The 19,458-nt window shown below is 53.4% G+C and carries 19 protein-coding genes and 3 tRNA genes; 11 read left to right on the forward strand and 11 right to left on the reverse strand.

Going from position 1 to position 19,458, the window contains the following annotated elements; translation table 11 throughout:
* Nucleotides 1-17: 17 nt before the first annotated feature.
* Nucleotides 18-422, reverse strand: coding sequence for a hypothetical protein (locus tag AC6I8E_RS08330; RefSeq protein WP_013357695.1), 405 nt, complete (start codon nucleotides 420-422; stop codon nucleotides 18-20).
* A 388-nt stretch (nucleotides 423-810) separates the two neighbouring features.
* On the opposite strand from AC6I8E_RS08330, the gene sufA reads away from it, so the two are divergent.
* From sufA to AC6I8E_RS08365, 7 genes are read left to right on the forward strand one after another with little or no spacing between them, the layout of a single operon-like run.
* Nucleotides 811-1,185 carry a Fe-S cluster assembly scaffold SufA gene (sufA, locus tag AC6I8E_RS08335; RefSeq protein WP_010245637.1) on the forward strand — a complete coding sequence of 125 codons (375 nt, stop codon included), beginning with the start codon at nucleotides 811-813 and terminating at the stop codon, nucleotides 1,183-1,185.
* Between the two features lie 7 nt (nucleotides 1,186-1,192).
* Entirely contained in the window at nucleotides 1,193-2,686 is a 1,494-nt protein-coding gene (gene sufB / locus AC6I8E_RS08340) for a Fe-S cluster assembly protein SufB (protein ID WP_013357696.1), read from the forward strand.
* Between the two features lie 42 nt (nucleotides 2,687-2,728).
* A complete protein-coding gene (sufC, locus tag AC6I8E_RS08345) occupies nucleotides 2,729-3,475 on the forward strand; it encodes a Fe-S cluster assembly ATPase SufC (protein ID WP_013357697.1) in 747 nt (248 codons plus the stop codon).
* Nucleotides 3,450-4,730, forward strand: a complete 1,281-nt coding sequence (gene sufD / locus AC6I8E_RS08350) for a Fe-S cluster assembly protein SufD (RefSeq protein ID WP_147788251.1) — start codon at nucleotides 3,450-3,452, stop codon at nucleotides 4,728-4,730. Before sufC ends, sufD begins: the two co-directional genes overlap by 26 nt.
* On the forward strand, nucleotides 4,730-5,953 hold the full coding sequence (sufS, locus tag AC6I8E_RS08355) for a cysteine desulfurase SufS (RefSeq protein WP_041457209.1): 1,224 nt from the start codon (nucleotides 4,730-4,732) through the stop codon (nucleotides 5,951-5,953). The genes sufD and sufS overlap by 1 nt, the downstream gene beginning before the upstream one ends.
* Nucleotides 5,954-5,974: 21 nt before the next feature.
* Nucleotides 5,975-6,391 (forward strand): cysteine desulfuration protein SufE, encoded by a 417-nt coding sequence (gene sufE, locus AC6I8E_RS08360; protein WP_033732484.1) that lies wholly within the window; start codon nucleotides 5,975-5,977, stop codon nucleotides 6,389-6,391.
* Between the two features lie 56 nt (nucleotides 6,392-6,447).
* Complete coding sequence (locus tag AC6I8E_RS08365) at nucleotides 6,448-7,473, forward strand: L,D-transpeptidase family protein (RefSeq protein WP_147788250.1); 1,026 nt, start codon at nucleotides 6,448-6,450, stop codon at nucleotides 7,471-7,473.
* 80 nt (nucleotides 7,474-7,553) lie between these two features.
* On the opposite strand, the gene AC6I8E_RS08370 is transcribed toward AC6I8E_RS08365, so the two are convergent.
* From AC6I8E_RS08370 to AC6I8E_RS08395, 6 genes are all read right to left on the reverse strand, one after another.
* Nucleotides 7,554-7,790, reverse strand: coding sequence for a major outer membrane lipoprotein (locus tag AC6I8E_RS08370; protein WP_009090492.1), 237 nt, complete (start codon nucleotides 7,788-7,790; stop codon nucleotides 7,554-7,556).
* A 303-nt stretch (nucleotides 7,791-8,093) separates the two neighbouring features.
* Entirely contained in the window at nucleotides 8,094-9,506 is a 1,413-nt protein-coding gene (pykF, locus tag AC6I8E_RS08375; RefSeq protein ID WP_013357702.1) for a pyruvate kinase PykF, read from the reverse strand.
* A gap of 344 nt (nucleotides 9,507-9,850) precedes the next feature.
* Nucleotides 9,851-9,927, reverse strand: a tRNA-Val gene (locus AC6I8E_RS08380).
* Nucleotides 9,928-9,938: 11 nt separating this feature from the next.
* Nucleotides 9,939-10,015, reverse strand: a tRNA-Val gene (locus AC6I8E_RS08385).
* Nucleotides 10,016-10,018: 3 nt separating this feature from the next.
* Nucleotides 10,019-10,095 (reverse strand) — tRNA-Val (locus AC6I8E_RS08390).
* 152 nt (nucleotides 10,096-10,247) lie between these two features.
* Nucleotides 10,248-11,621 (reverse strand): MATE family efflux transporter, encoded by a 1,374-nt coding sequence (locus AC6I8E_RS08395; protein WP_013357703.1) that lies wholly within the window; start codon nucleotides 11,619-11,621, stop codon nucleotides 10,248-10,250.
* Between the two features lie 202 nt (nucleotides 11,622-11,823).
* Between AC6I8E_RS08395 and AC6I8E_RS08400 the strand changes: the two genes are divergently transcribed.
* On the forward strand, nucleotides 11,824-12,483 hold the full coding sequence (locus AC6I8E_RS08400) for a riboflavin synthase (RefSeq protein WP_013357704.1): 660 nt from the start codon (nucleotides 11,824-11,826) through the stop codon (nucleotides 12,481-12,483).
* 328 nt (nucleotides 12,484-12,811) lie between these two features.
* Here the strand turns inward: AC6I8E_RS08400 and cfa are convergent, their stop codons facing one another.
* Nucleotides 12,812-13,960: a cyclopropane fatty acyl phospholipid synthase gene (gene cfa / locus AC6I8E_RS08405; protein WP_033782942.1), complete on the reverse strand. Its 1,149-nt coding sequence runs from the start codon at nucleotides 13,958-13,960 to the stop codon at nucleotides 12,812-12,814.
* A gap of 310 nt (nucleotides 13,961-14,270) precedes the next feature.
* A complete protein-coding gene (gene punC, locus AC6I8E_RS08410) occupies nucleotides 14,271-15,473 on the reverse strand; it encodes a purine nucleoside transporter PunC (RefSeq protein WP_095707275.1) in 1,203 nt (400 codons plus the stop codon).
* A 107-nt stretch (nucleotides 15,474-15,580) separates the two neighbouring features.
* Between punC and punR the strand changes: the two genes are divergently transcribed.
* Nucleotides 15,581-16,486, forward strand: a complete 906-nt coding sequence (gene punR, locus AC6I8E_RS08415) for a DNA-binding transcriptional activator PunR (protein ID WP_013357707.1) — start codon at nucleotides 15,581-15,583, stop codon at nucleotides 16,484-16,486.
* On the opposite strand, the gene purR is transcribed toward punR, so the two are convergent.
* Nucleotides 16,483-17,508 (reverse strand): HTH-type transcriptional repressor PurR, encoded by a 1,026-nt coding sequence (purR, locus tag AC6I8E_RS08420; RefSeq protein ID WP_033782945.1) that lies wholly within the window; start codon nucleotides 17,506-17,508, stop codon nucleotides 16,483-16,485. The genes punR and purR overlap by 4 nt on opposite strands.
* A gap of 281 nt (nucleotides 17,509-17,789) precedes the next feature.
* On the opposite strand from purR, the gene cydH reads away from it, so the two are divergent.
* Nucleotides 17,790-17,879, forward strand: coding sequence for a cytochrome bd-I oxidase subunit CydH (cydH, locus tag AC6I8E_RS08425; protein ID WP_095707274.1), 90 nt, complete (start codon nucleotides 17,790-17,792; stop codon nucleotides 17,877-17,879).
* A gap of 47 nt (nucleotides 17,880-17,926) precedes the next feature.
* On the opposite strand, the gene AC6I8E_RS08430 is transcribed toward cydH, so the two are convergent.
* On the reverse strand, nucleotides 17,927-18,736 hold the full coding sequence (locus AC6I8E_RS08430; protein WP_147788249.1) for a C40 family peptidase: 810 nt from the start codon (nucleotides 18,734-18,736) through the stop codon (nucleotides 17,927-17,929).
* A gap of 364 nt (nucleotides 18,737-19,100) precedes the next feature.
* On the opposite strand from AC6I8E_RS08430, the gene AC6I8E_RS08435 reads away from it, so the two are divergent.
* The gene (locus tag AC6I8E_RS08435) at nucleotides 19,101-19,436 is read left to right on the forward strand and encodes a Grx4 family monothiol glutaredoxin (protein WP_179291196.1); all 336 of its coding nucleotides are present in this window, start codon (nucleotides 19,101-19,103) and stop codon (nucleotides 19,434-19,436) included.
* Nucleotides 19,437-19,458: the final 22 nt, after the last annotated feature.

The following is a 19,458-nucleotide window of genomic DNA, read 5'->3' on the forward strand; positions in this document are numbered from 1 at the left end:
GTCACGCCGTGGCTGGATTAGAATATCCAGCCAGCGTGACGCACGAAGTCACTTTGCAGCACGGTGGCTTTGTTCCACTCTCCGACCATAGCCAGTTGATGGCAGAGGCGGGTCAGGGACAATCGCGCCAGTTGATAGGCCTGAAGGCGAAACAGGCGATCGCGATCGTTGTTTCCCATCTCCTGCACCAGCCGGTGATGCAGTTTACCCATCGCATGAAGGTAACTCTGGTCGTCACCGTTCAACTGGCAGACTTCTGCCATATCCTGACAGGCATCGTTAAACTGACGCAGCTGATGAATCGTGCAGTCGGCCCGGTCGAGTTTTGCCTGCGCCATATAAAAGTCGACGGTGATATCACGTACCGAAAACTGGTATTCGTCGATTTTATGCTGCAGCCAGGCGGAGACAGAAAGCATCATGGCGTCACCCTGAATGTTAATGATAATAATTATCATATTCATCTATGCCGGGATTGCAATTGCAGGACAGAAAAATTTATCGATTTATCCTGCCTGTCGGTATAATCGGAAATAACAATCTGTTTACATCGGAGAAAGGCGTAACCTATCAATAAGCATTTTTATCAAAAATGGTTATTTCAAATAGAGTGATTTATTAATAGGTTATCACTGGCTTATTGAGGCTGACTCTGTTCACGCAGGATGAACGGAAGCAGCTATGCTTAATAATTGAGCAAATAAAACAGCACAAGATGATTATCCCTGCAAAACAAGAGGTTGAAGTGATTGGTCAGATCACTACCATAGGGGGATAGCCTGAAAAGGTCCGGACTCAAGAGGTATCAACATGGCATCTGTTAATACAGACTCTTTCTCACCCGACGATTTTGTCTGGAAAGGTCTGACGCTGACTGAAACCGCAGCGCAACAAATTCTCAATCTGGCGGCTCAGGACCCTGACGTCAAGGGTCTGCGTCTGGGCGTAAAACAATCCGGCTGTGCTGGGTTCGGCTACGTCATGGATCTGGTGAAAGAACCCGTCGAAGACGATCTGCAGTTCTCATTCCACGGCGCAACGCTGTTTGTGCCGCTACAGGCGATGCCATTCGTTGATGGCACTGAACTGGATTATGTTCGTGAAGGCCTGAATCAGATTTTTAAATTCAATAACCCTAAAGCTCAGCACGCCTGCGGGTGCGGTGAGAGCTTTGGCGTCGAGTAAGTGAAATATGTCACGACACAGCGAAACATCTGACGATGTACAAATCTGGGAAGGCAAGCTCAACTACAAAGAGGGCTTCTTTACCCAACTGCAGACCGAAGAATTTGCCAACGGCATCAATGAAGATGTGGTGCGGGCGATCTCGGCCAAGCGTAACGAGCCAGAGTGGATGCTGGAGTTTCGTCTTAAAGCGTTTCGTGCCTGGCTTGAAATGGAAGAGCCACACTGGCTGAAAGCCCACTACGAAAAACTCGACTATCAGGATTACAGCTACTACTCCGCGCCCTCCTGCGGTAATTGCGATGACACCTGTGCCTCAGAGCCGGGTGTGACCCAGGCTTCCGGCAGCGCGCCAGCCAGCGACTACCTGACGCAGGAAGTGGAGAACGCCTTTAATCAGCTGGGTGTGCCTGTACGTGAAGGGCGGGAAGTGGCGGTTGACGCCATTTTTGACTCCGTTTCTGTGGCAACCACCTATCGCGGCAAGCTGGCGGAGCAGGGGATTATCTTCTGTTCATTCGGCGAAGCGATTCAGGAACACCCGGAGCTGGTGAAGCAGTATCTCGGTACGGTGGTTCCGGCTAACGATAATTTCTTTGCGGCACTGAACTCGGCGGTCGCCTCTGACGGCACCTTCGTTTATATCCCGAAAGGGGTTCGCTGCCCGATGGAGCTGTCGACCTATTTCCGCATCAACGCGGCGAAAACCGGTCAGTTTGAACGCACCATCCTGATTGCCGATGAAGACAGCTACGTCAGCTATATCGAAGGTTGTTCAGCCCCCGTGCGTGACAGCTATCAGCTGCATGCCGCCGTGGTGGAAGTGATCATCCATAAAAATGCTGAAGTGAAATATTCGACCGTTCAGAACTGGTTCCCTGGCGGCGAAGGCGAGGGCGGTATCCTCAACTTCGTGACCAAGCGTGCGCTGTGTGAAGGTGACCACAGCAAGATGTCCTGGACCCAGTCTGAAACCGGTTCAGCGATCACCTGGAAATACCCGAGCTGCATTCTGCGCGGGGACTACTCGGTAGGTGAGTTCTATTCGGTGGCACTGACCAGCGGTCGTCAGCAGGCCGATACCGGCACCAAGATGATCCACATTGGTAAAAACACCAAATCGACCATTATCTCTAAAGGGATTTCGGCCGGTAAAAGTCAGAACACTTATCGTGGTCTGGTGAAAATCATGCCAACTGCCACCAATGCCCGTAACTTTACGCAGTGTGACTCAATGCTGATTGGCCCTGATTGCGGCGCACATACTTTCCCGTATGTCGAAACCCGCAACAATACCGCCCAGCTTGAGCATGAAGCCACGACCTCACGTATCGGCGAAGATCAGATGTTCTACTGTCTGCAACGCGGTATCAGTGAAGAAGACGCCATCTCAATGATCGTGAACGGCTTCTGTAAAGACGTATTCTCGGAGCTGCCACTGGAATTTGCTGTGGAAGCCCAGAAATTGTTAGCCATCAGCCTTGAGCACAGTGTGGGCTGATGCCGTCACACGCCTTGCCGGAAGCAATGTGAAGGAATAAGAATGTTAAGCATTAAAGATTTGCAGGTCAGTGTTGAAGATAAAGCCATTCTGCGTGGCCTGAATCTCGAAATTAAACCGGGCGAAGTGCATGCCATCATGGGGCCGAACGGCTCCGGTAAAAGTACGCTGTCAGCGACGCTGGCAGGCCGTGAAGATTATGAAGTGACCGGCGGTTCAGTCAGCTTCAAAGGTAAAGATCTGCTGGAACTGGCCCCTGAAGAGCGTGCCGGTGAAGGCATCTTTATGGCCTTCCAGTATCCGGTAGAGATTCCGGGCGTCAGCAACCAGTTCTTCCTGCAAACCTCGGTCAACGCGGTACGTAAATATCGTCAGCAGGACGAGCTGGATCGCTTTGATTTCCAGGACTTCATTGAAGAGAAAATTCATCTGCTGAAGATGCCGGAAGATCTGCTGACCCGTTCCGTTAACGTTGGCTTCTCCGGTGGTGAGAAGAAGCGTAACGACATTCTGCAGATGGCGGCGCTTGAACCTGAGCTTTGCATCCTGGATGAAACTGACTCTGGTCTGGATATCGATGCGCTGAAAATCGTCGCGAATGGCGTAAACAGCCTGCGTGATGAGAAACGTGCCTTTATCATCGTGACCCACTACCAGCGTATTCTGGATTACATCAAGCCAGACTTCGTTCATGTTCTGTATCAGGGCAAAATCGTGAAATCTGGCGACTTCTCGCTGGTGAAACAGCTGGAGGAGCAAGGTTATGGCTGGCTTACCGACGAAGAGTGATTCTGCGCTGCAACAGTGGCATCACCTGTTTGAATCGCGCGGTGACGTGCGCTCTTTACAGGCACAGCAGCACTGGCAGCAACTGATGCGTGTTGGTCTGCCAACCCGCAAGCATGAAAACTGGAAGTACACGCCGCTGGACACGCTGCTGTCCCAGCAGTTTGTGCTGCCCGATGCGCCGCAGACCCTGAGCGCTGAACAGGTTGATGCACTGGCCCTGCCGCTGGATGCAATCCGTCTGGTGTATGTGGATGGTCAGTTCCAACCCGCCTTCAGCAGCCGCGACGTCGAACTGTTTGAGGTCCAGCACAGCGTGGCCGCCGAGCGCCGTCCGCTGCCCGCTGCGGTTCAGCCGGAAGTCTTCCTGCATCTGACCGAGAGCCTGGCAGAAGAGGTGACGACCCTGCGTCTGGCACGTAGTAAAGCCGCTGCCCGTCCGGTCTATCTGCTGCACATCACCAGCGGTCAGCAGACGGGCATGAACACCGTTCATTATCGCCATCATCTGCAACTGGAAGAGAGTGCCGAAGCGGAAGTCATTGAGCACTACGTCTCTCTGGATGAGCGCGCCCATTTCACCGGCACGCGCTTTACCTTTGCGATTGGTGACAATGCGAAACTGACTCACACCAAGCTCGCCTTTGAAAGCAGCGCCAGCTATCACTTTGCGCATAACGATCTGGTGATTGGCAACGATGGCCAGGTCAGCAGCACCAGCTTCCTGCTGGGTGCGGGCCTGTCGCGTCACAACACCAGTACTCAGCTGAATGGCGAAAATACCACGCTGGCAATTAACAGCCTGGTACTGCCGGTGAAACAGGAAGTGGCGGATACCCGTACTTACCTGGAGCACAACAAAGGCCACTGTGTCAGCCGCCAGATGCATAAAACTATCGTGCGTGACAAAGGGCGTGCGGTGTTTAACGGTCACATCAAAGTGGCACAGCATGCGCTGAAGACCGACGGGCAGATGACCAATAACAACCTGTTACTGGGCAAGCTTTCTGAAGTCGACACCAAACCGCAGCTCGAAATTTACGCGGATGACGTTAAATGCAGCCACGGTGCTACCATTGGTCGTATCGACGATGAGCAGATGTTCTATCTGCGTTCTCGCGGTATTGAGCAGGATGCGGCGCAGACCATGATTATTCATGCGTTTGCAGCCGAACTCACCGAGACACTTGAAAATGAAGTGATGCGTCAGGCCGTACTGCAGCGTATCGCACAACGTTTTCCCGGAGGCGACGTATGATGAACTTCGATCTCGAACGCATCAGGGCTGATTTTCCTATCCTGAAGCGTGAGGTCAACGGTCATCCGCTGGCCTATCTTGATAGTGCAGCCAGCGCACAGCGTCCCCTGTCGGTGATTAACGCCGAGAGTCATTTCTATCAGCACGGCTATGCGGCCGTGCATCGTGGTATCCATACGCTGAGCCAGCAGGCGACCAGCGATATGGAGAACGTGCGCGATCAGGCTGCCCGTTTCATTAATGCCGGGTCCCAGGAAGAGATTATCTTCGTTAAAGGCACCACTGAAGGCATCAACCTGGTGGCGAATACCTGGGGCAGCAGTAACCTCAGGTCTGGCGACAACCTGATCATCACGGAGATGGAGCATCACGCCAACATCGTGCCGTGGCAGATGCTGGCGCAGCGTACCGGCGCAGAAGTGCGTGTGCTGCCCTTAAATGACAACGGTGAACTGGCGCTGGAGCAACTGGCGGGGCTGATCGACAGCCGCACGCGGTTGCTGGCCGTGACGCACGTGTCAAACGTGCTCGGCACCGTTAACCCGGTTAAAGCCATCGTTGCCCAGGCAAAAGCCGCTGGCGTGATTACGCTGGTGGATGGCGCGCAGGCCGTGATGCATGACAAAGTGGATGTGCAGGATATCGGCTGCGACTTCTACGTCTTCTCCAGCCATAAACTCTACGGTCCGAATGGCGTCGGTATTCTCTATGGGCGCAAAGCGCTGCTGGATGAGATGCCACCGTGGGAAGGCGGCGGTTCGATGATCGGTCAGGTCATGCTGCCCACCGGCACCACCTGGAACAGTGCGCCGTGGCGTTTTGAAGCAGGCACACCGAACACCGGGGGCATTATCGGCTTTGGCGCGGCGATGGCCTATGTGCAGGCGCTGGGACTGGATACCATTCATCAGCGCGAGACGGCACTGATGAACTATGCGCTCGATAAGCTGGGCACCGTTCCGGATATTCAGATTTACGGTCCGCAGTCACGTGCCGGTGTTATTGCCTTCAACCTGGGCAAACATCATGCCTTCGATGTCGGCAGTTTCCTGGATCAATACGGTATTGCCATCCGCACCGGACATCACTGTGCGATGCCGCTGATGCAGCACTACAATGTCCCGGCGATGTGCCGTGCCTCCTTCACCTTCTACAACAGTGAAGAGGAAGTGGATCGTCTGGCTGCCGGTTTGACGCGCATTCATCGTCTGCTGGGCGGCTGAACAGTTTTAACGGAGCCACTGATGGCGAATTTGCCTGAAAAAGAGAAACTGGTTCGCAACTTCAACCGTTGCGCTAACTGGGAAGAGAAGTACCTCTACATTATCGAACTGGGTTCAAAGCTTCCGGAATCTTCTGAAACATTACACCAGCCGGAAAACGCGATTTCGGGTTGTCAGAGTCAGGTGTGGATCAGAATGACCCCGCAGGCAGATGGCACCATCGCATTTGAAGGTGACAGCGATGCCGCTATCGTTAAAGGTCTGATTGCTATTGTATTTAGTCTGTATCAGAACCTGCCACCCGCCGAAATTCTGGCGCTGGATGTTCGCCACTGGTTTGGCGAACTGGCCCTGGTGCAGCACCTGACGCCCACCCGGTCGCAGGGGCTGGAGGCGATGATTCGGTCTATTCGCCATACCGCTCAGAACCTCAGCTAAGTTACACTCGACAGACGCCATCCGGCGTCTGTTTTTTTATCTGACGAGAAAATTGCATGAAACCTGCTTTACGTTTAGCCGGTGCATTGCTGCTGACCTGCTTTGGGCTCTCTGCACCCGCATTCGCCACCGAATACCCGCTGCCACCGCCTGACAGTCGCCTGATTGGCGAAAACGTTCTGACTCAGGTTCCTGATGATAAACAACCCCTGGAATCAATCGCGGCCCGCTACCAGGTCGGGCTACTGGGCATGCTGGAGGCGAATCCCGGTACCGATCCCTGGTTGCCTAAAGCGGGTACCCAGCTGACGGTGCCGCTGCAGATGATCCTGCCTGATACGCCGCGTGAAGGGATTGTGGTGAATCTGGCCGAACTGCGTCTCTACTACTATCCCAAAGGGGAAGATAAGGTCATCGTCTATCCCATCGGCATTGGTCAGCTGGGGGCAGCAACGCCAGTCATGGTGACGCAGATCAGCCAGAAAATCCCGAATCCCACCTGGACACCCACCCCGAACATCCGCAAGCGTTACGCCAAAGAGGGCATTACATTACCTGGCGTGGTACCCGCTGGACCGGATAACCCGATGGGGCAGTTTGCCATGCGTCTGGCGCGTGGCACCGGCCAGTATCTGATCCACGGTACCAATGCGAAGTTTGGCATTGGCATGCGCGTCAGTTCAGGCTGCATCCGTCTGCGTTCTGAGGATATTGAAGCGCTGTTTAACGCTGCCCCAAAAGGGACGCGGGTTCAGATCATCAATCAGCCGGTGAAGTACGTGGTGGAGCCGGATGGAAAACGCTACGTGGAAGTGCATCAGCCGCTGTCACGTAATGATAAAGACGATCCGCAGACTATGCCCATTGCGATCGGCAGTGACCTGAAGAAATTTATGAAGAGTGAGAAGAGCGATAGCGCGCTGATTAAAGCCAGCTTAACGCGACGCTCAGGCATGCCTGTACTGGTCAGCAGTGGCGAGCCGGTGCAGAGTGATACCGTGCCGCCTGCGGGGCTGGAGAGTGCCTCTGCGGACGCGAATAGCCCGGATGGGCAGGCCGGAGGTAAAACTGCGCAGCCCTGAAAGGATGAGTGCCTGAAAGGGCACTGAATTTTGGGCAAAAAAAATGGCGCCTTAAAGGCGCCATTTTTAAACCAGAACTCTTACTTACGGTAAGAGTGAGCCTGGTTGTCCAGACGCTGGTTAGCGCGAGCTGCGTCATCTTTAGCAGCCTGAACGTCTGAACGCACTGCGTTCACGTCGTTGCTCAGCTGGTCAACTTTAGCGTTCAGAGTCTGAACGTCTGAAGACAGCTGGTCGATTTTAGCGTTGCTTGAGCAACCAGCCAGCAGAGTTGAAGCCAGAACTACCGCGCCCAGTACCAGTTTAGTACGATTCATTATTTATACCCTCTAGATTGAGTTAATCTCCATGTAGCGTTACAAGTATTACACAAAGCTTTTTAAGTTGAGAATAAATTTTTGATGAGAAGATGCTTAAATTTGATCGTTCGCTCAAAGAAGCAGCGAATCCCAGAATATGATAAAAAAATTTAGCGAAAACAGAGAGATTTAATCGGATTAACCTTAATATTAAGAGTATTTGAATAGTTATTTTCGATTGGAATTTTCCGGGATTTGGTTTAAGCAGAAATAAAAAAAGCGCCTCGTTAAGGCGCTTTAAAATAATGGCAAAAAAGAGTTTTACAGTACGTGTACAGAGGCGGTGTTGGTAGTTCCGCTTGGTACTAATGCACCTGATACCAGCACAACAACATCCCCTTTCTGACCATAACCACTTTCCAGCGCCGCTTCTTTACCCAGACGATAGAAATCATCGGTTGAGGCGATTTCAGTGACCAGACGCGTCTCAATCCCTTTGCTCAGGATCAGCTGACGTGCGGTGGTCTGATTGGTCGTCAGTGCCAGAATGGTGGCGTTCGGGAAATATTTACGTACGGCTTTAGCAGACTTACCGCCTTCGGTCGCGACCACAATCAGTGGTGCTTCCAGCTTCTCAGCTGTCTCTACCGCACCACGGCAGACTGCTTCAGTGATACGCAGTTTGCGGGTGTCGCTCTGGCTGTCGATGCGTGACTTCATGACGCGGTCGGTACGCTCACAGATGGTCGCCATGATGGTGACCGACTCCAGCGGATAACGACCCTTAGCGCTCTCACCAGACAGCATGACTGCATCGGTACCGTCGAGGATGGCGTTCGCCACATCACCGGCTTCTGCGCGGGTAGGGCGCGGGTTCTTGATCATTGAATCAAGCATCTGCGTCGCGGTGATTACCACTTTGCGTGCTTTATTACATTTTTTGATCATCATCTTCTGCGCGAAGATCACTTCTTCAACCGGGATCTCAACACCCAGGTCACCACGCGCAACCATGATGCCGTCAGACGCTTCGAGGATTTCGTCGAAGTTATTCAGGCCTTCCTGGTTTTCGATTTTAGAGATGATCTGGATATGCTCGCCGCCGTGCTGTTTCAGGTGCTCACGAATTTCCAGCACGTCTGAACGCTTGCGGATGAACGAGGCGGCAACAAAGTCTACGCCCTGCTCACAACCAAAAATCAGGTCGCGCTTGTCTTTTTCAGCCAGTGCAGGCAGCTGGATGGAGACGCCTGGCAGGTTAACGCCTTTGTTCTCACCCAGATCGCCATTGTTCAGGACTTTACACACGACGGTATTTTCGGTGACTTCGGTCACTTCCATGCCAATCAGGCCATCATCGACCAGCACGGTGTTACCAATTTTCAGGTCGGCTGTGAAACCCGGGTAGGTCACCGCAACGCGCTCGCTGTTGCCGATCACACTCTGGTCGGTGGTGAAGGTAAAGGTCTGGCCTGCTTTCAGCGCCGCATCGTTGCCGCCTTCCAGCTTCATGGTGCGGATTTCAGGGCCTTTGGTGTCCAGCAGGATAGCCGCCTGACGACCGGTTTTTTGCATGACAGCACGCATATTAGTAATGCGTTGACCATGCTCGGCGTAGTCGCCGTGAGAGAAGTTAAGACGCATAACATTCATGCCCGCTTCAAGCAGTTGAGTCAGCATCTCTTCGGATTCGGTTTTCGGGCCGATTGTACAAACGATTTTAGTCTTTTTCATGACGGATTTTCTGTAAGTTGTGATGGATGAATAAGGGCGAAATCCGATGGCAGCGCATCGAAGTGAAAATTCTGATTGAGACTGAAATGGGCAGTACTGAGTAAGAATAGGTGACGAAGGCCAGGCGTGCAGGGAAGTTGTGCGGTTACGGTTGGTAACCACCACGCTGTTGTTGCGCAAATCATTTGAGTTATCGCAGTAAGCACGTGATCGCTGAAACCTTTCAAGTAAGCAACGCGGGACAGTATAGACGCTAAGTATGCGAAAACCAATCAAAAAGCAGAGGGGGAAGCGATGCAGATCAATAAAAGGGAGAGTTGCGCAAGCTGAAGAAATTCTGAAAGTGGTGCGCTCTAATGGACTCGAACCATCGACCCCCACCATGTCAAGGTGGTGCTCTAACCAACTGAGCTAAGAGCGCATACTGAATATTGGTGCGTCCGAGTGGACTCGAACCACCGACCCCCACCATGTCAAGGTGGTGCTCTAACCAACTGAGCTACGGACGCACTTGGTGCGCTCTAATGGACTCGAACCATCGACCCCCACCATGTCAAGGTGGTGCTCTAACCAACTGAGCTAAGAGCGCAACATGCTGTCAGGGCGACAGCGGGGACGAATATTAACGGCAGCGCAGAAGCCTGGCAAGGGGAAAATAGTTTTTTCGCCATGACTGAGCAGCAACTGTGCTAACCGTCGTTTTTTTCGTCATTGCGGGCTATAAATAACCCGCTTTTACGGTTATCGCGCCGCGCGAGCCAGGATGATTTCCGCAGGTGACCGCTGTAAACGCCTGATGCGCCAGATCATCATGACCGCCGCCGAGGTCAGACCGATAATAAAGCCGCACCAGAAGCCCGCTGGTCCCATCCGGGGCACCAGCCAGTCGGTCAGCGCCAGCAGATAGCCAGCGGGCAGTCCCAGCAGCCAGTAAGCGATAAAGGTAATAAAGAAAATCGAGCGCGTATCTTTATATCCCCGCAGGATCCCGCTGCCAATCACCTGTATCGAGTCCGAGAACTGATAAATCGCTGCCAGCAGCATCAGCTGTGCCGCCAGTGTGACCACTTCGGGGTTGTCGTTATAGAGCAGGGCAATCTGATGACGAAACGTGACGGTAAAAATGGCGGTCAGCGCTGCCATGCTGATGCCCACACCCTGGGCGGTCCAGGCGGCGACTCTTGCCTGCTCGGTAGAGCCCTGGCCCAGACGATAACCGACGCGGATGGTGGTCGCCACACCCAGCGACAGCGGCATCACAAACATCAGGGAACTGAAGTTCAGCGCAATCTGGTGGCCAGCCACGTCAACGATGCCCAGTGGCGACACCAGCAGAGCCACAACGGCAAACAGCGTGACTTCAAAGAACAACGCCAGTGCTACCGGCAATCCCAGCGTCATTAAGCGGCTCAGAATCGGACGCGAAGGCGGCGACCAGCGACTCTCCATCCGGATATCGCGCATGCTGCCCATCCGGCGTACCCAGAAGCGCATGCAGATAAACATCACCCAGTAGACCGATGCCGTTGCCACGCCGCAGCCGACGCCACCCAACGCGGGCATGCCGAAGTGGCCGTAGATAAAGACATAGTTCAGCGGGATGTTAAACATCAGGCCCAGAAAGCCCAGCACCATGCCGGGTTTGGTTTTCGACAGCCCCTCGCACTGATTTCGCAGCACCTGAAAGAAGAGATAGCCTGGCGCGCCGAACAGCAGGGCGTGCAGATAGCCCTCGGCTTTAAGCGCCAGCGCGGGATCGATGTCATGCATCGCCCGGATAAGATAACCGGCGTGCCACAGCAGCACCATAATCAGCAGTGAGACAAAAAAGGCGAGCCAGTAGCCCTGGCGGATCTGTTCGCCGATGCGTTCGCGGCGGCCTGAACCGTTAAGTTGCGCAACGGTGGGCGTCAATGCAAGCAGAAGACCATGACCAAACAGGATGGCCGGAAGCCAGACAGAGGTGCCGACAGCAACGGCGGCCATATCCGTGGCGCTCACTGCGCCGGCCATAATGGTATCCACAAATCCCATTGCGGTTTGGGCCACCTGAGCAAGGATGACCGGAATCGCAAGGGCCAGCAATTGACGCGCTTCTGTTAAATACTTCTGCACGTTAACACCTGACTTATTAAATGAATTAAAAGGGCAGAAAAGCCCGGGGAATAGCGCGAACCAGTGTAACCGGGGTAACAGAATTCGCCAATCTTTGTCACACAATGCGTTTTGAACCCCATTAATGGGGTGAGGTGGGCTGAAATCTATCAGCCTACCGGAGCTGTGATAAACTAGCGTAAACTTCGCAGAGGCAAAGACTATGTTTACCGGTATTGTGCAGGGCACCGCAGAAATCGTGTCCATTGAAGAAAAAGAACTGTTTCGTACCCACACTGTCCGACTGCCGGAAGAGCTCCTGCCGGGACTGGCGCTGGGCGCATCCGTAGCCCATAACGGGTGCTGCCTGACCGTAACGGCAATCGAAGGTGACCGCGTCAGTTTCGATTTAATTAAAGAGACATTGCGCGTGACTAACCTTGGTGATTTACGCCAGGGCGATGTGGTGAATATTGAGCGTGCAGCGAAATTCAGCGACGAAATAGGCGGTCATCTGATGTCAGGTCATATTATGACCACCGCTGAAATCTGCAAGATTATCCAGTCAGAACACAATCGCGAAGTCTGGTTTAAAATCCAGGATCCGATGCAGATGAAATATATTCTGCATAAAGGTTTCGTCGGCATCGACGGCATAAGCCTGACGGTAGGTGATGTGACGAAGACCAAATTCTGCGTCTATCTGATTCCGGAAACGCTGGAGCGTACGACTCTGGGCGCGAAGACCTTTGGCGACCGGGTCAACATTGAGATCGATCCGCACACACAGGCAATCGTAGAGACCGTTGAGCGGGTGTTAGCCCAGCGCGATGCCGCGGCGGCAATGAGTATGCTGACCGGCCAGCCTGCCGCCGAGAGTTAATAACCCGCAAAGACTGCTGGAAAGCCAAATCGTGTGATTCTGGCAGCAGTATAATAGCCCGAAGCGCAGGGAACACAGTCAGAAGAGGAAAGCGTTCCGCAACTGGGACAAAAACGCCGGGAGCGTTTTTGAACAACGCAACGCGTTGGCCCGGCAACGGGCGCACCTCAGGGATGAGGTGCGTAATCGCGCGGGCCGAGCATGTCAGGGATGACGGGTTTTGCGACTTTCCGATCTGACTGTGTTCCCTATGCAGTTCCACTCTCAAAACAGGCCAGTTTTTTAAAACCTTCAGCACGGGATCACCCTCTTAACAAACTGACACTCCCTACCGCGCCACCCGTAATCCGCCCTCAACACCGCGACTGAACACAATCTGCCACAGCTGAATATCCCGCGCGCGGAAGGCGCCGGCACAGGCATTAAGATAATAGGAGAACATCCGCTTAAAGCGTTCGCCATAGTTATCAGCCAGCTCCGGCCAGGCCTGCAAAAAGCGCTCATGCCAGGCCATCAGCGTTTTGTCGTAATCGGCCCCAAAGTTATGCCAGTCTTCCAGAATAAAATGCGGCTCGCTGGCATCCGCCACGTGACGCACTGAAGGCAGGCAGCCGTTGGGGAAGATATATTTGTCGATCCAGGGATCGACACTCATATCGGTTTTAATCGCGCCAATGGTGTGAAGCAGAAAAATTCCGTCAGGCTTTAAATTACGATCAACCACATCAAAATAGGTGGCGTAATTCTTCGGCCCGACATGCTCGAACATGCCTACTGAAACGATGCGATCAAACTGCTCATTCAGATCGCGATAATCCTGCAACAGAATCGTGACGTCTAATCCACTACAGCGCTGCTGCGCCAGTTTCTGTTGTTCGGCGGAAATCGTCACGCCATGCACGTTGACGCCATAATGACGTGCGGCAAATTCCGCGAGTCCGCCCCAGCCACAGCCGATATCCAGCAGCGACATTCCAGGTTCCAGCGCTAATTTACGGCAAATCATATCCAGCTTGGCTTCCTGCGCCGTCGCCAGGGTCGTAGCTTCTTTCCAGTAGCCACAGGAATATTGCATATAGGGGTCGAGCATCAGTGAAAAGAGATCGTTACCCAGGTCGTAATGCTCTTTACCGACAATCCAGGCCCGCTTTTTCGACTGCAGATTGGTTAAGCGGGCAGCGGCAATGCGCAGCGTATCTTTAAAGTGATGCGGGAGTTGCTGATCGAGTTTATGTTTCAGCACCTGATGGAAGAAAATATCCAGCCGATCGCACTCCCACCATCCATCCATATAGCTCTCACCGAGCCCAAGCGATCCCTCCTGCAGAACACGCTTAAAAAAGCCGGGATGATTAATATGAATATCCCAGGGACGTGAACCATTAATTTCAATATCCGCTTTTTCCAGCATCTCGTGGACGATGCGATACCAATGGTTTTCTTCAGGGCTCACTGCTTCTGCATAAGATGAACTCATAGCTTTTCCACCACCTGTCCAATCTGAACCTGAACAAAGAGTAGTCAATTTCGTCAGGCATTGAGAAACGGTACGGATGACTCCGCACACCGGTTGACTGTGTGATACAGAGGACTGGACTAGCCTGCAGCAGGTCGGTCTGGGTAAGAATAACGCGCGCGAATACCGTCCCGGCAACAGGGTGCCAATCAGATTATTACGTTATTATATTGTTGATTTATTACAGATTTGTTGACCCGGATGAGTATATGCTCACGCGGGTCAATATTCAATGACTTATTGTTAGGAGGCTAACGAAAAAGTCAGTGTGTCAGTGATTATCCTGGCAGGCAGGTTGCGCGGAGGCAACAACAGTTTGTGCGCTTGCGGTACGCTGTATGACGTAACCCACCAGCGCCAGCAGAATCGTCACCGTCATCATCAGCGTAGTGGTAAACAGTGCATGCGTTAATCCGGCAGAGACTGCCAGGCTTGCAGCGAAGCAGAGTCCTAGCTGTAAAGTGTTCTGCAATGCGGCCGCTTTACCGGTGGCGTGCGGGAAGGGCGTCAGCGCACTGGAAACCACGATTGGATAGATCGCACCGTTAGCCAGCGCCATACCGCAGAACGGCACCATCAGGCTCACCAGCGTGCTGCCGCCTGACAGCGCGACGGCAAACAGCGCCAGAATGCTCAGGCTGTAAATGCCCAGCAGCCACGGTAACAGCTGAGCGCCATTAAAGCGGTTAAGAAGGGCACGACAGCCGAATCCACCAATCAAAAAGGCGAGCGTCTGGGGCACATAACTCAGGCCGATATCGGCGGGTGAAAGGCCCAGATCCGCCAGAATAAACGGCGAGCCGGTCAGCCAGGCAAAAAAACTGGCTGAACAGGCGGAGTAGACCAGCACGTTGCCGCTGTAAACCCGTGATTTCAGCAGAGTGAAAAAGCCAGGCTGGGCTCCTTTCTCGCGTGCTTCCTGGCGTACGGTGGGCAGGCGCAGCGTGGTCAGAATCAACGCCACCGCAATCAGCGTCAGCACCAGGAAAATCGAACGCCAGTGGAAATGGCCGATGAGCCAGGCACCCAGCAACGGGGCCAGCGCCGGGGAGAGCGCAACCAGCGGCATAATCGTGGCAAAGACTTTGTTAGCGCGCGCGGCAGGATAGCGATCCACTACCAGTGCCTGCCAGCTCACGGCCGCAGCACAGACGCCAATCGCCTGCACAAAGCGCAGCGCCAGCATCAGAGTGATATCATTCACCCACAGCATGCCCGCACAGCCGATGCCAAACATGGCCAGTCCGGCCAGCAGCACCGGTTTACGTCCAATGCGATCGGAAAGCGGTCCCCAGAAGAGCTGCCCACAGGCGAAACCCGCCAGAAAGAGACTCATACTGGCGCTGATCAGGCCCGGCGAGGTATTAAACGTTTGCTGCATCGCACCAAAGGCGGGCAGGTACATATCTGTGGCTAAAAAGCCGAGCATGCTCAGCAGGGCAAGGTAGGGCATAAATCCTTTATTCGACAACATCTCATTCTCATTTTTGCAGGATGAACGCGGCAGAGTGTAAAAGGTGCGTTTGCCGCTGTGAAACGGTAATATTTGCCGATTGCTGTTAAAATTTTTGAAGGCAGATTATGTGGTCAGAATATGCATTAGAGGTCGTTGACGCGGTCGCCCGCGGGGGCAGCTTCAGCGCCGCTGCTCAGGAGCTGCATCGGGTGCCCTCTGCCATCAGCTACACGGTGCGTCAGCTGGAGAACTGGCTGGCAGTGCCGCTGTTCGAACGCCAGCATCGCGAAGTGGTGCTGACGCCAGCAGGCGAACATTTTGTTCGGGAAGGGCGCAGCGTCATCAAAAAAATGCTTGCCACCCGGCGTCAGTGTCAGCAGCTGGCCAACGGCTGGCGCGGGCAGCTCAGCATTGCCGTTGACCGCATCGCCAAACCTCAACGCACCCGGCAGCTGGTCAAAGACTTCTATCGCCACTTCCCCGATATGGAACTGATCATCAGCTATGAAGTCTTTAACGGCGTCTGGGATGCACTGGCCGACGGTCGGGTGGAAGTTGCGATTGGGGCCACCCAGGCGATTCCGGTAGGCGGACGGTTTGCATTTCGAGATATGGGTACGCTCAACTGGCGCTGCGTGGTCGCGCCCGATCATCCTCTGACTCAGGCGAACCAGATCGATGATGACACGCTGCGTAGCTGGCCGTCACTGGTGCTGGAAGATACATCACGCGCACTGCCGCGTCGTATGACATGGACGCTGGATAACCAGCGCAGGCTGGTGGTGCCGGAGTGGCAAACCGGACTGGAGTGCGTGCAGGCAGGCTTGTGTGTGGCGATGGTGCCGGGTCATCTGGCCAGACCACTGCTCGACAGCGGCGAGCTGGTCGAACTGACGCTGCCGGTGGCATTTCCGGATAGCCCCTGTTGCGTCAGCTGGGCAGAAGATCGCGCATCACCGGCGACAGGCTGGTTGCTCAGCTATCTGGGTGATGCGCAAACGCTTAATCAGGAGTGGTTAAGCGAGGATTAGCGGCGATAGTCGCGGAACGGACCATCTGCCACTGAACGGCGCTCAATCAGCGTCGGATGGACTTCAATCGTTTGTGACACTTCGCGCTTACTGGTGATGCGGTCAAGCAGCATATCCAGCGCTTTCTCACCCAGCTGGGCTTTTGGCTGATGCACCGTGGTCAGGGCAGGGGCGAAATAGCGGGCGTTGCGCACATTGTCATAGCCGATGATCGAAATATCCTGCGGTACGCGCAAACCCATCTCGTCGGCGGCGCAAATGGCCCCCATCGCCATGATGTCACCGCCGCAGAACACCGCCGTAGGGCGTTGTTTCTGTGACAGGATCTGCTGCATCGCCTGATAGCCTGACTCCGGCTCAAAGTCACCCTGTACAATCCACTCGGCACGCGGCTGAATACCCGCTTCTTCCAGCGCCTTCAGAAAACCGGCATGGCGTCCGCCGCCGGTATTGCGCTCCATCTGACCGGGGATAGCACCAATATCACGGTGTCCGCGTTCAATCAGATAACGTCCCGCCAGATAGCCGCCCTGGAAGGCGTTATCGAGAACTGTATCAGTAAAGTCGGCGCGCGATTCGCCCCAGTCCATCACCACCATCGGGATATTGCGGTTCTCTTCCAGCATCTGCAGCAGATCGTCCGGATACTCAGAGCACATCACCAGCAGACCATCGACGCGCTTCTGCGCCATCATGCTGAGATAGGCGCGCTGTTTTTGGAGATCGTTATGCGCATTACCCAAAATCAGCGTATAGCCTTTGTCAAAACAGTGGTTTTCAACCGCTTCAATAATTTCAGCGAAATAGGGCGCTTCGCTGGAGGTGGCAAGCAGGCCCAGCGTTTTGGTGTGGTTTACTTTCAGGCTGCGCGCCACAGCACTTGGCGAGTAGTGCAGTTCCTTAATTGCCTGCCAGACCGCCTCGCGTGTTTCTTCAGCGACAAAGCGGGTTTTATTGATGACGTGCGAAACGGTGGTCGTTGAGACGCCAGCGCGTTTCGCCACATCTTTAATTGTTGCCATGAAAATCGGACTCCAGTGCTTACCTAACTCTATGATAAGCGTAATGTTAAACGTTTGCGTCTGCTCAGGGTTTTTTCCGCAAAAATGCGGCTTTTCTGGCCGGTAAACAGGCCGCTGGCGGAGAAAAAACGCCAGAAAAGATGCGCAAACGGAATCAGGGTTGCGCGCGTTGCGCAACAAAGGCGGGATTCTAACAAGGCTGAACGGATAAAACGAGATTTTTACCGGACCCTGTGGGAAAATGCCATATCCCTGCAAAGTGTGTGACTAAGGAGCAAGCAATGAGTACCGATTTGAAACTGGCTTTGATGACCACTGTCGGCTGTCTGCTGATGATTGTGGCCTTTAGTTTTACTGCCATTCTGCACTAATAAAAAAAGCCGGGATTATCCCGGCTTTTTTCTGACTGTTCTGCTGCTCAGCGTATCGTTTTCGGCGTCATCACCCGACGGGCACCAATATAGTGGCGCTGCCAGTAATCTTCCCCTAATGCACTGATCTGAATATCTTTGCCGGTACGTGGCGACTGAATAAACTTGCCATCGCCCAAATAAACGCCGACGTGGTCCGCTGTGCCGCGGCCATTAATACGGAAGAAGACCAGATCGCCTTTCTCCAGCGACTCACGCTTGATCGGCGCGGCGTCACGCAGGTGATACATCTCGTTAGCGGTACGCGGGATCTTAAATTTCACCAGGTCTTTATAGGCATACCAGACCAGACCGCTGCAATCGAAACCGGTATGTGGAGAGGTGCCGCCCCACTGATAGGGTTTACCCAACTGCCCCATCAGCTTGGTCATTGCAGTCTCACGCGCCTTCTGATAGCGCTGGCGGTGGGATTTGCTCATTTTAATCGTGCCTGGCTCGCGGGTGGTGACCTCAGCGGTTTTCAGCTGGCGCTGATGCCCATAGCGTTTCTTCTCTTTATTTTTTTCTTTGCTTTTGCTGATACGGGCGGTTTTGAGCGAGGTCTTCTTAGCAGGCGTCTGATTAGCAGTGAGTTCGACTTTTTTCTGTTTTTTCGTTTTAAGTTTTTGGTCAGGGCTGAGACGAGTTTTTTTCGTCACCGTTTTTACCGGGCGACGCTTGCGGCGTTCATCGTCGCGCGCACTCTTTTTCTCTGCTTTATGCGTATTGACGTTCACCGGCGCGTGAGGCGACGCAGCGGCGATGTTGAAAAACAGTTGCGCAAAGGCCAGCATAAAAAGCGTAATGATTAAACGCATAGTCCATTAATTAGTTAAGTTGTCAGGGCCACTACGCACCGCGACAAAGTTGAGATTAATCTGATCCAGGATCAGTGCCCAGGCCATTCTAGTCCAGTTCGCTTAAAAACTGTAATGCCTTTTAATGTTAATCTTTGCAGCCCACGTGATTGCACTGAAAATGAACATTTTCAGCATGTTATACCAACGGAATTATTACGAATTATTAAACTGTTACCAGCTGTTAATACCTGAAGTTAAATGTCCTGCGCACGGGACTTAACAATGATGGTCATTTAATCGGGCAGGGAGCAAAATCTCATTTTCAGTCACGCTGTGAAGTCGCTACAATAAACAAACACGAAGTAACGAATTAAGGAAGGCAATTATGAGTACTGTAGAAAAAATTCAGCGCCAGATCGCAGAAAACCCGATCCTGCTGTACATGAAAGGTTCCCCGAAACTGCCAAGCTGCGGTTTCTCTGCACAGGCGGTGCAGGCGCTGTCAGCCTGCGGTGAGCGTTTTGCTTACGTGGATATTCTGCAGAACCCGGACATTCGTGCTGAGCTGCCGAAATACGCTAACTGGCCGACCTTCCCGCAGCTATGGGTGGATGGTGAACTGGTTGGTGGATGCGACATCATCGTCGAGATGTTACAGCGTGGTGAACTGCAGTCGCTGATCAAAGAGACCGCAGAAAAATTTAAAGAAGCAGAATAAAAAAAGGCCGACATTATGTCGG

Source organism: Pantoea sp. X-Soil-YNGN-785 (genome assembly GCF_059730585.1).

Coding starts and splice junctions, on each gene's coding strand:
- sufC (WP_013357697.1), top strand. CDS start 2,729: ATGTTAAGCATTAAAGATTTGCAGGTCAGTGTTGAAGATAAAGCCATT.
- purR (WP_033782945.1), bottom strand. CDS start 17,508: ATGGCAACAATTAAAGATGTGGCGAAACGCGCTGGCGTCTCAACGACC.
- AC6I8E_RS08370 (WP_009090492.1), bottom strand. CDS start 7,790: ATGAATCGTACTAAACTGGTACTGGGCGCGGTAGTTCTGGCTTCAACT.
- sufE (WP_033732484.1), top strand. CDS start 5,975: ATGGCGAATTTGCCTGAAAAAGAGAAACTGGTTCGCAACTTCAACCGT.
- sufD (WP_147788251.1), top strand. CDS start 3,450: ATGGCTGGCTTACCGACGAAGAGTGATTCTGCGCTGCAACAGTGGCAT.
- punC (WP_095707275.1), bottom strand. CDS start 15,473: ATGTTGTCGAATAAAGGATTTATGCCCTACCTTGCCCTGCTGAGCATG.
- sufS (WP_041457209.1), top strand. CDS start 4,730: ATGAACTTCGATCTCGAACGCATCAGGGCTGATTTTCCTATCCTGAAG.
- AC6I8E_RS08430 (WP_147788249.1), bottom strand. CDS start 18,736: ATGCGTTTAATCATTACGCTTTTTATGCTGGCCTTTGCGCAACTGTTT.
- cfa (WP_033782942.1), bottom strand. CDS start 13,960: ATGAGTTCATCTTATGCAGAAGCAGTGAGCCCTGAAGAAAACCATTGG.
- AC6I8E_RS08330 (WP_013357695.1), bottom strand. CDS start 422: ATGATGCTTTCTGTCTCCGCCTGGCTGCAGCATAAAATCGACGAATAC.
- AC6I8E_RS08400 (WP_013357704.1), top strand. CDS start 11,824: ATGTTTACCGGTATTGTGCAGGGCACCGCAGAAATCGTGTCCATTGAA.
- sufA (WP_010245637.1), top strand. CDS start 811: ATGGCATCTGTTAATACAGACTCTTTCTCACCCGACGATTTTGTCTGG.
- pykF (WP_013357702.1), bottom strand. CDS start 9,506: ATGAAAAAGACTAAAATCGTTTGTACAATCGGCCCGAAAACCGAATCC.
- AC6I8E_RS08365 (WP_147788250.1), top strand. CDS start 6,448: ATGAAACCTGCTTTACGTTTAGCCGGTGCATTGCTGCTGACCTGCTTT.
- cydH (WP_095707274.1), top strand. CDS start 17,790: ATGAGTACCGATTTGAAACTGGCTTTGATGACCACTGTCGGCTGTCTG.
- punR (WP_013357707.1), top strand. CDS start 15,581: ATGTGGTCAGAATATGCATTAGAGGTCGTTGACGCGGTCGCCCGCGGG.
- sufB (WP_013357696.1), top strand. CDS start 1,193: ATGTCACGACACAGCGAAACATCTGACGATGTACAAATCTGGGAAGGC.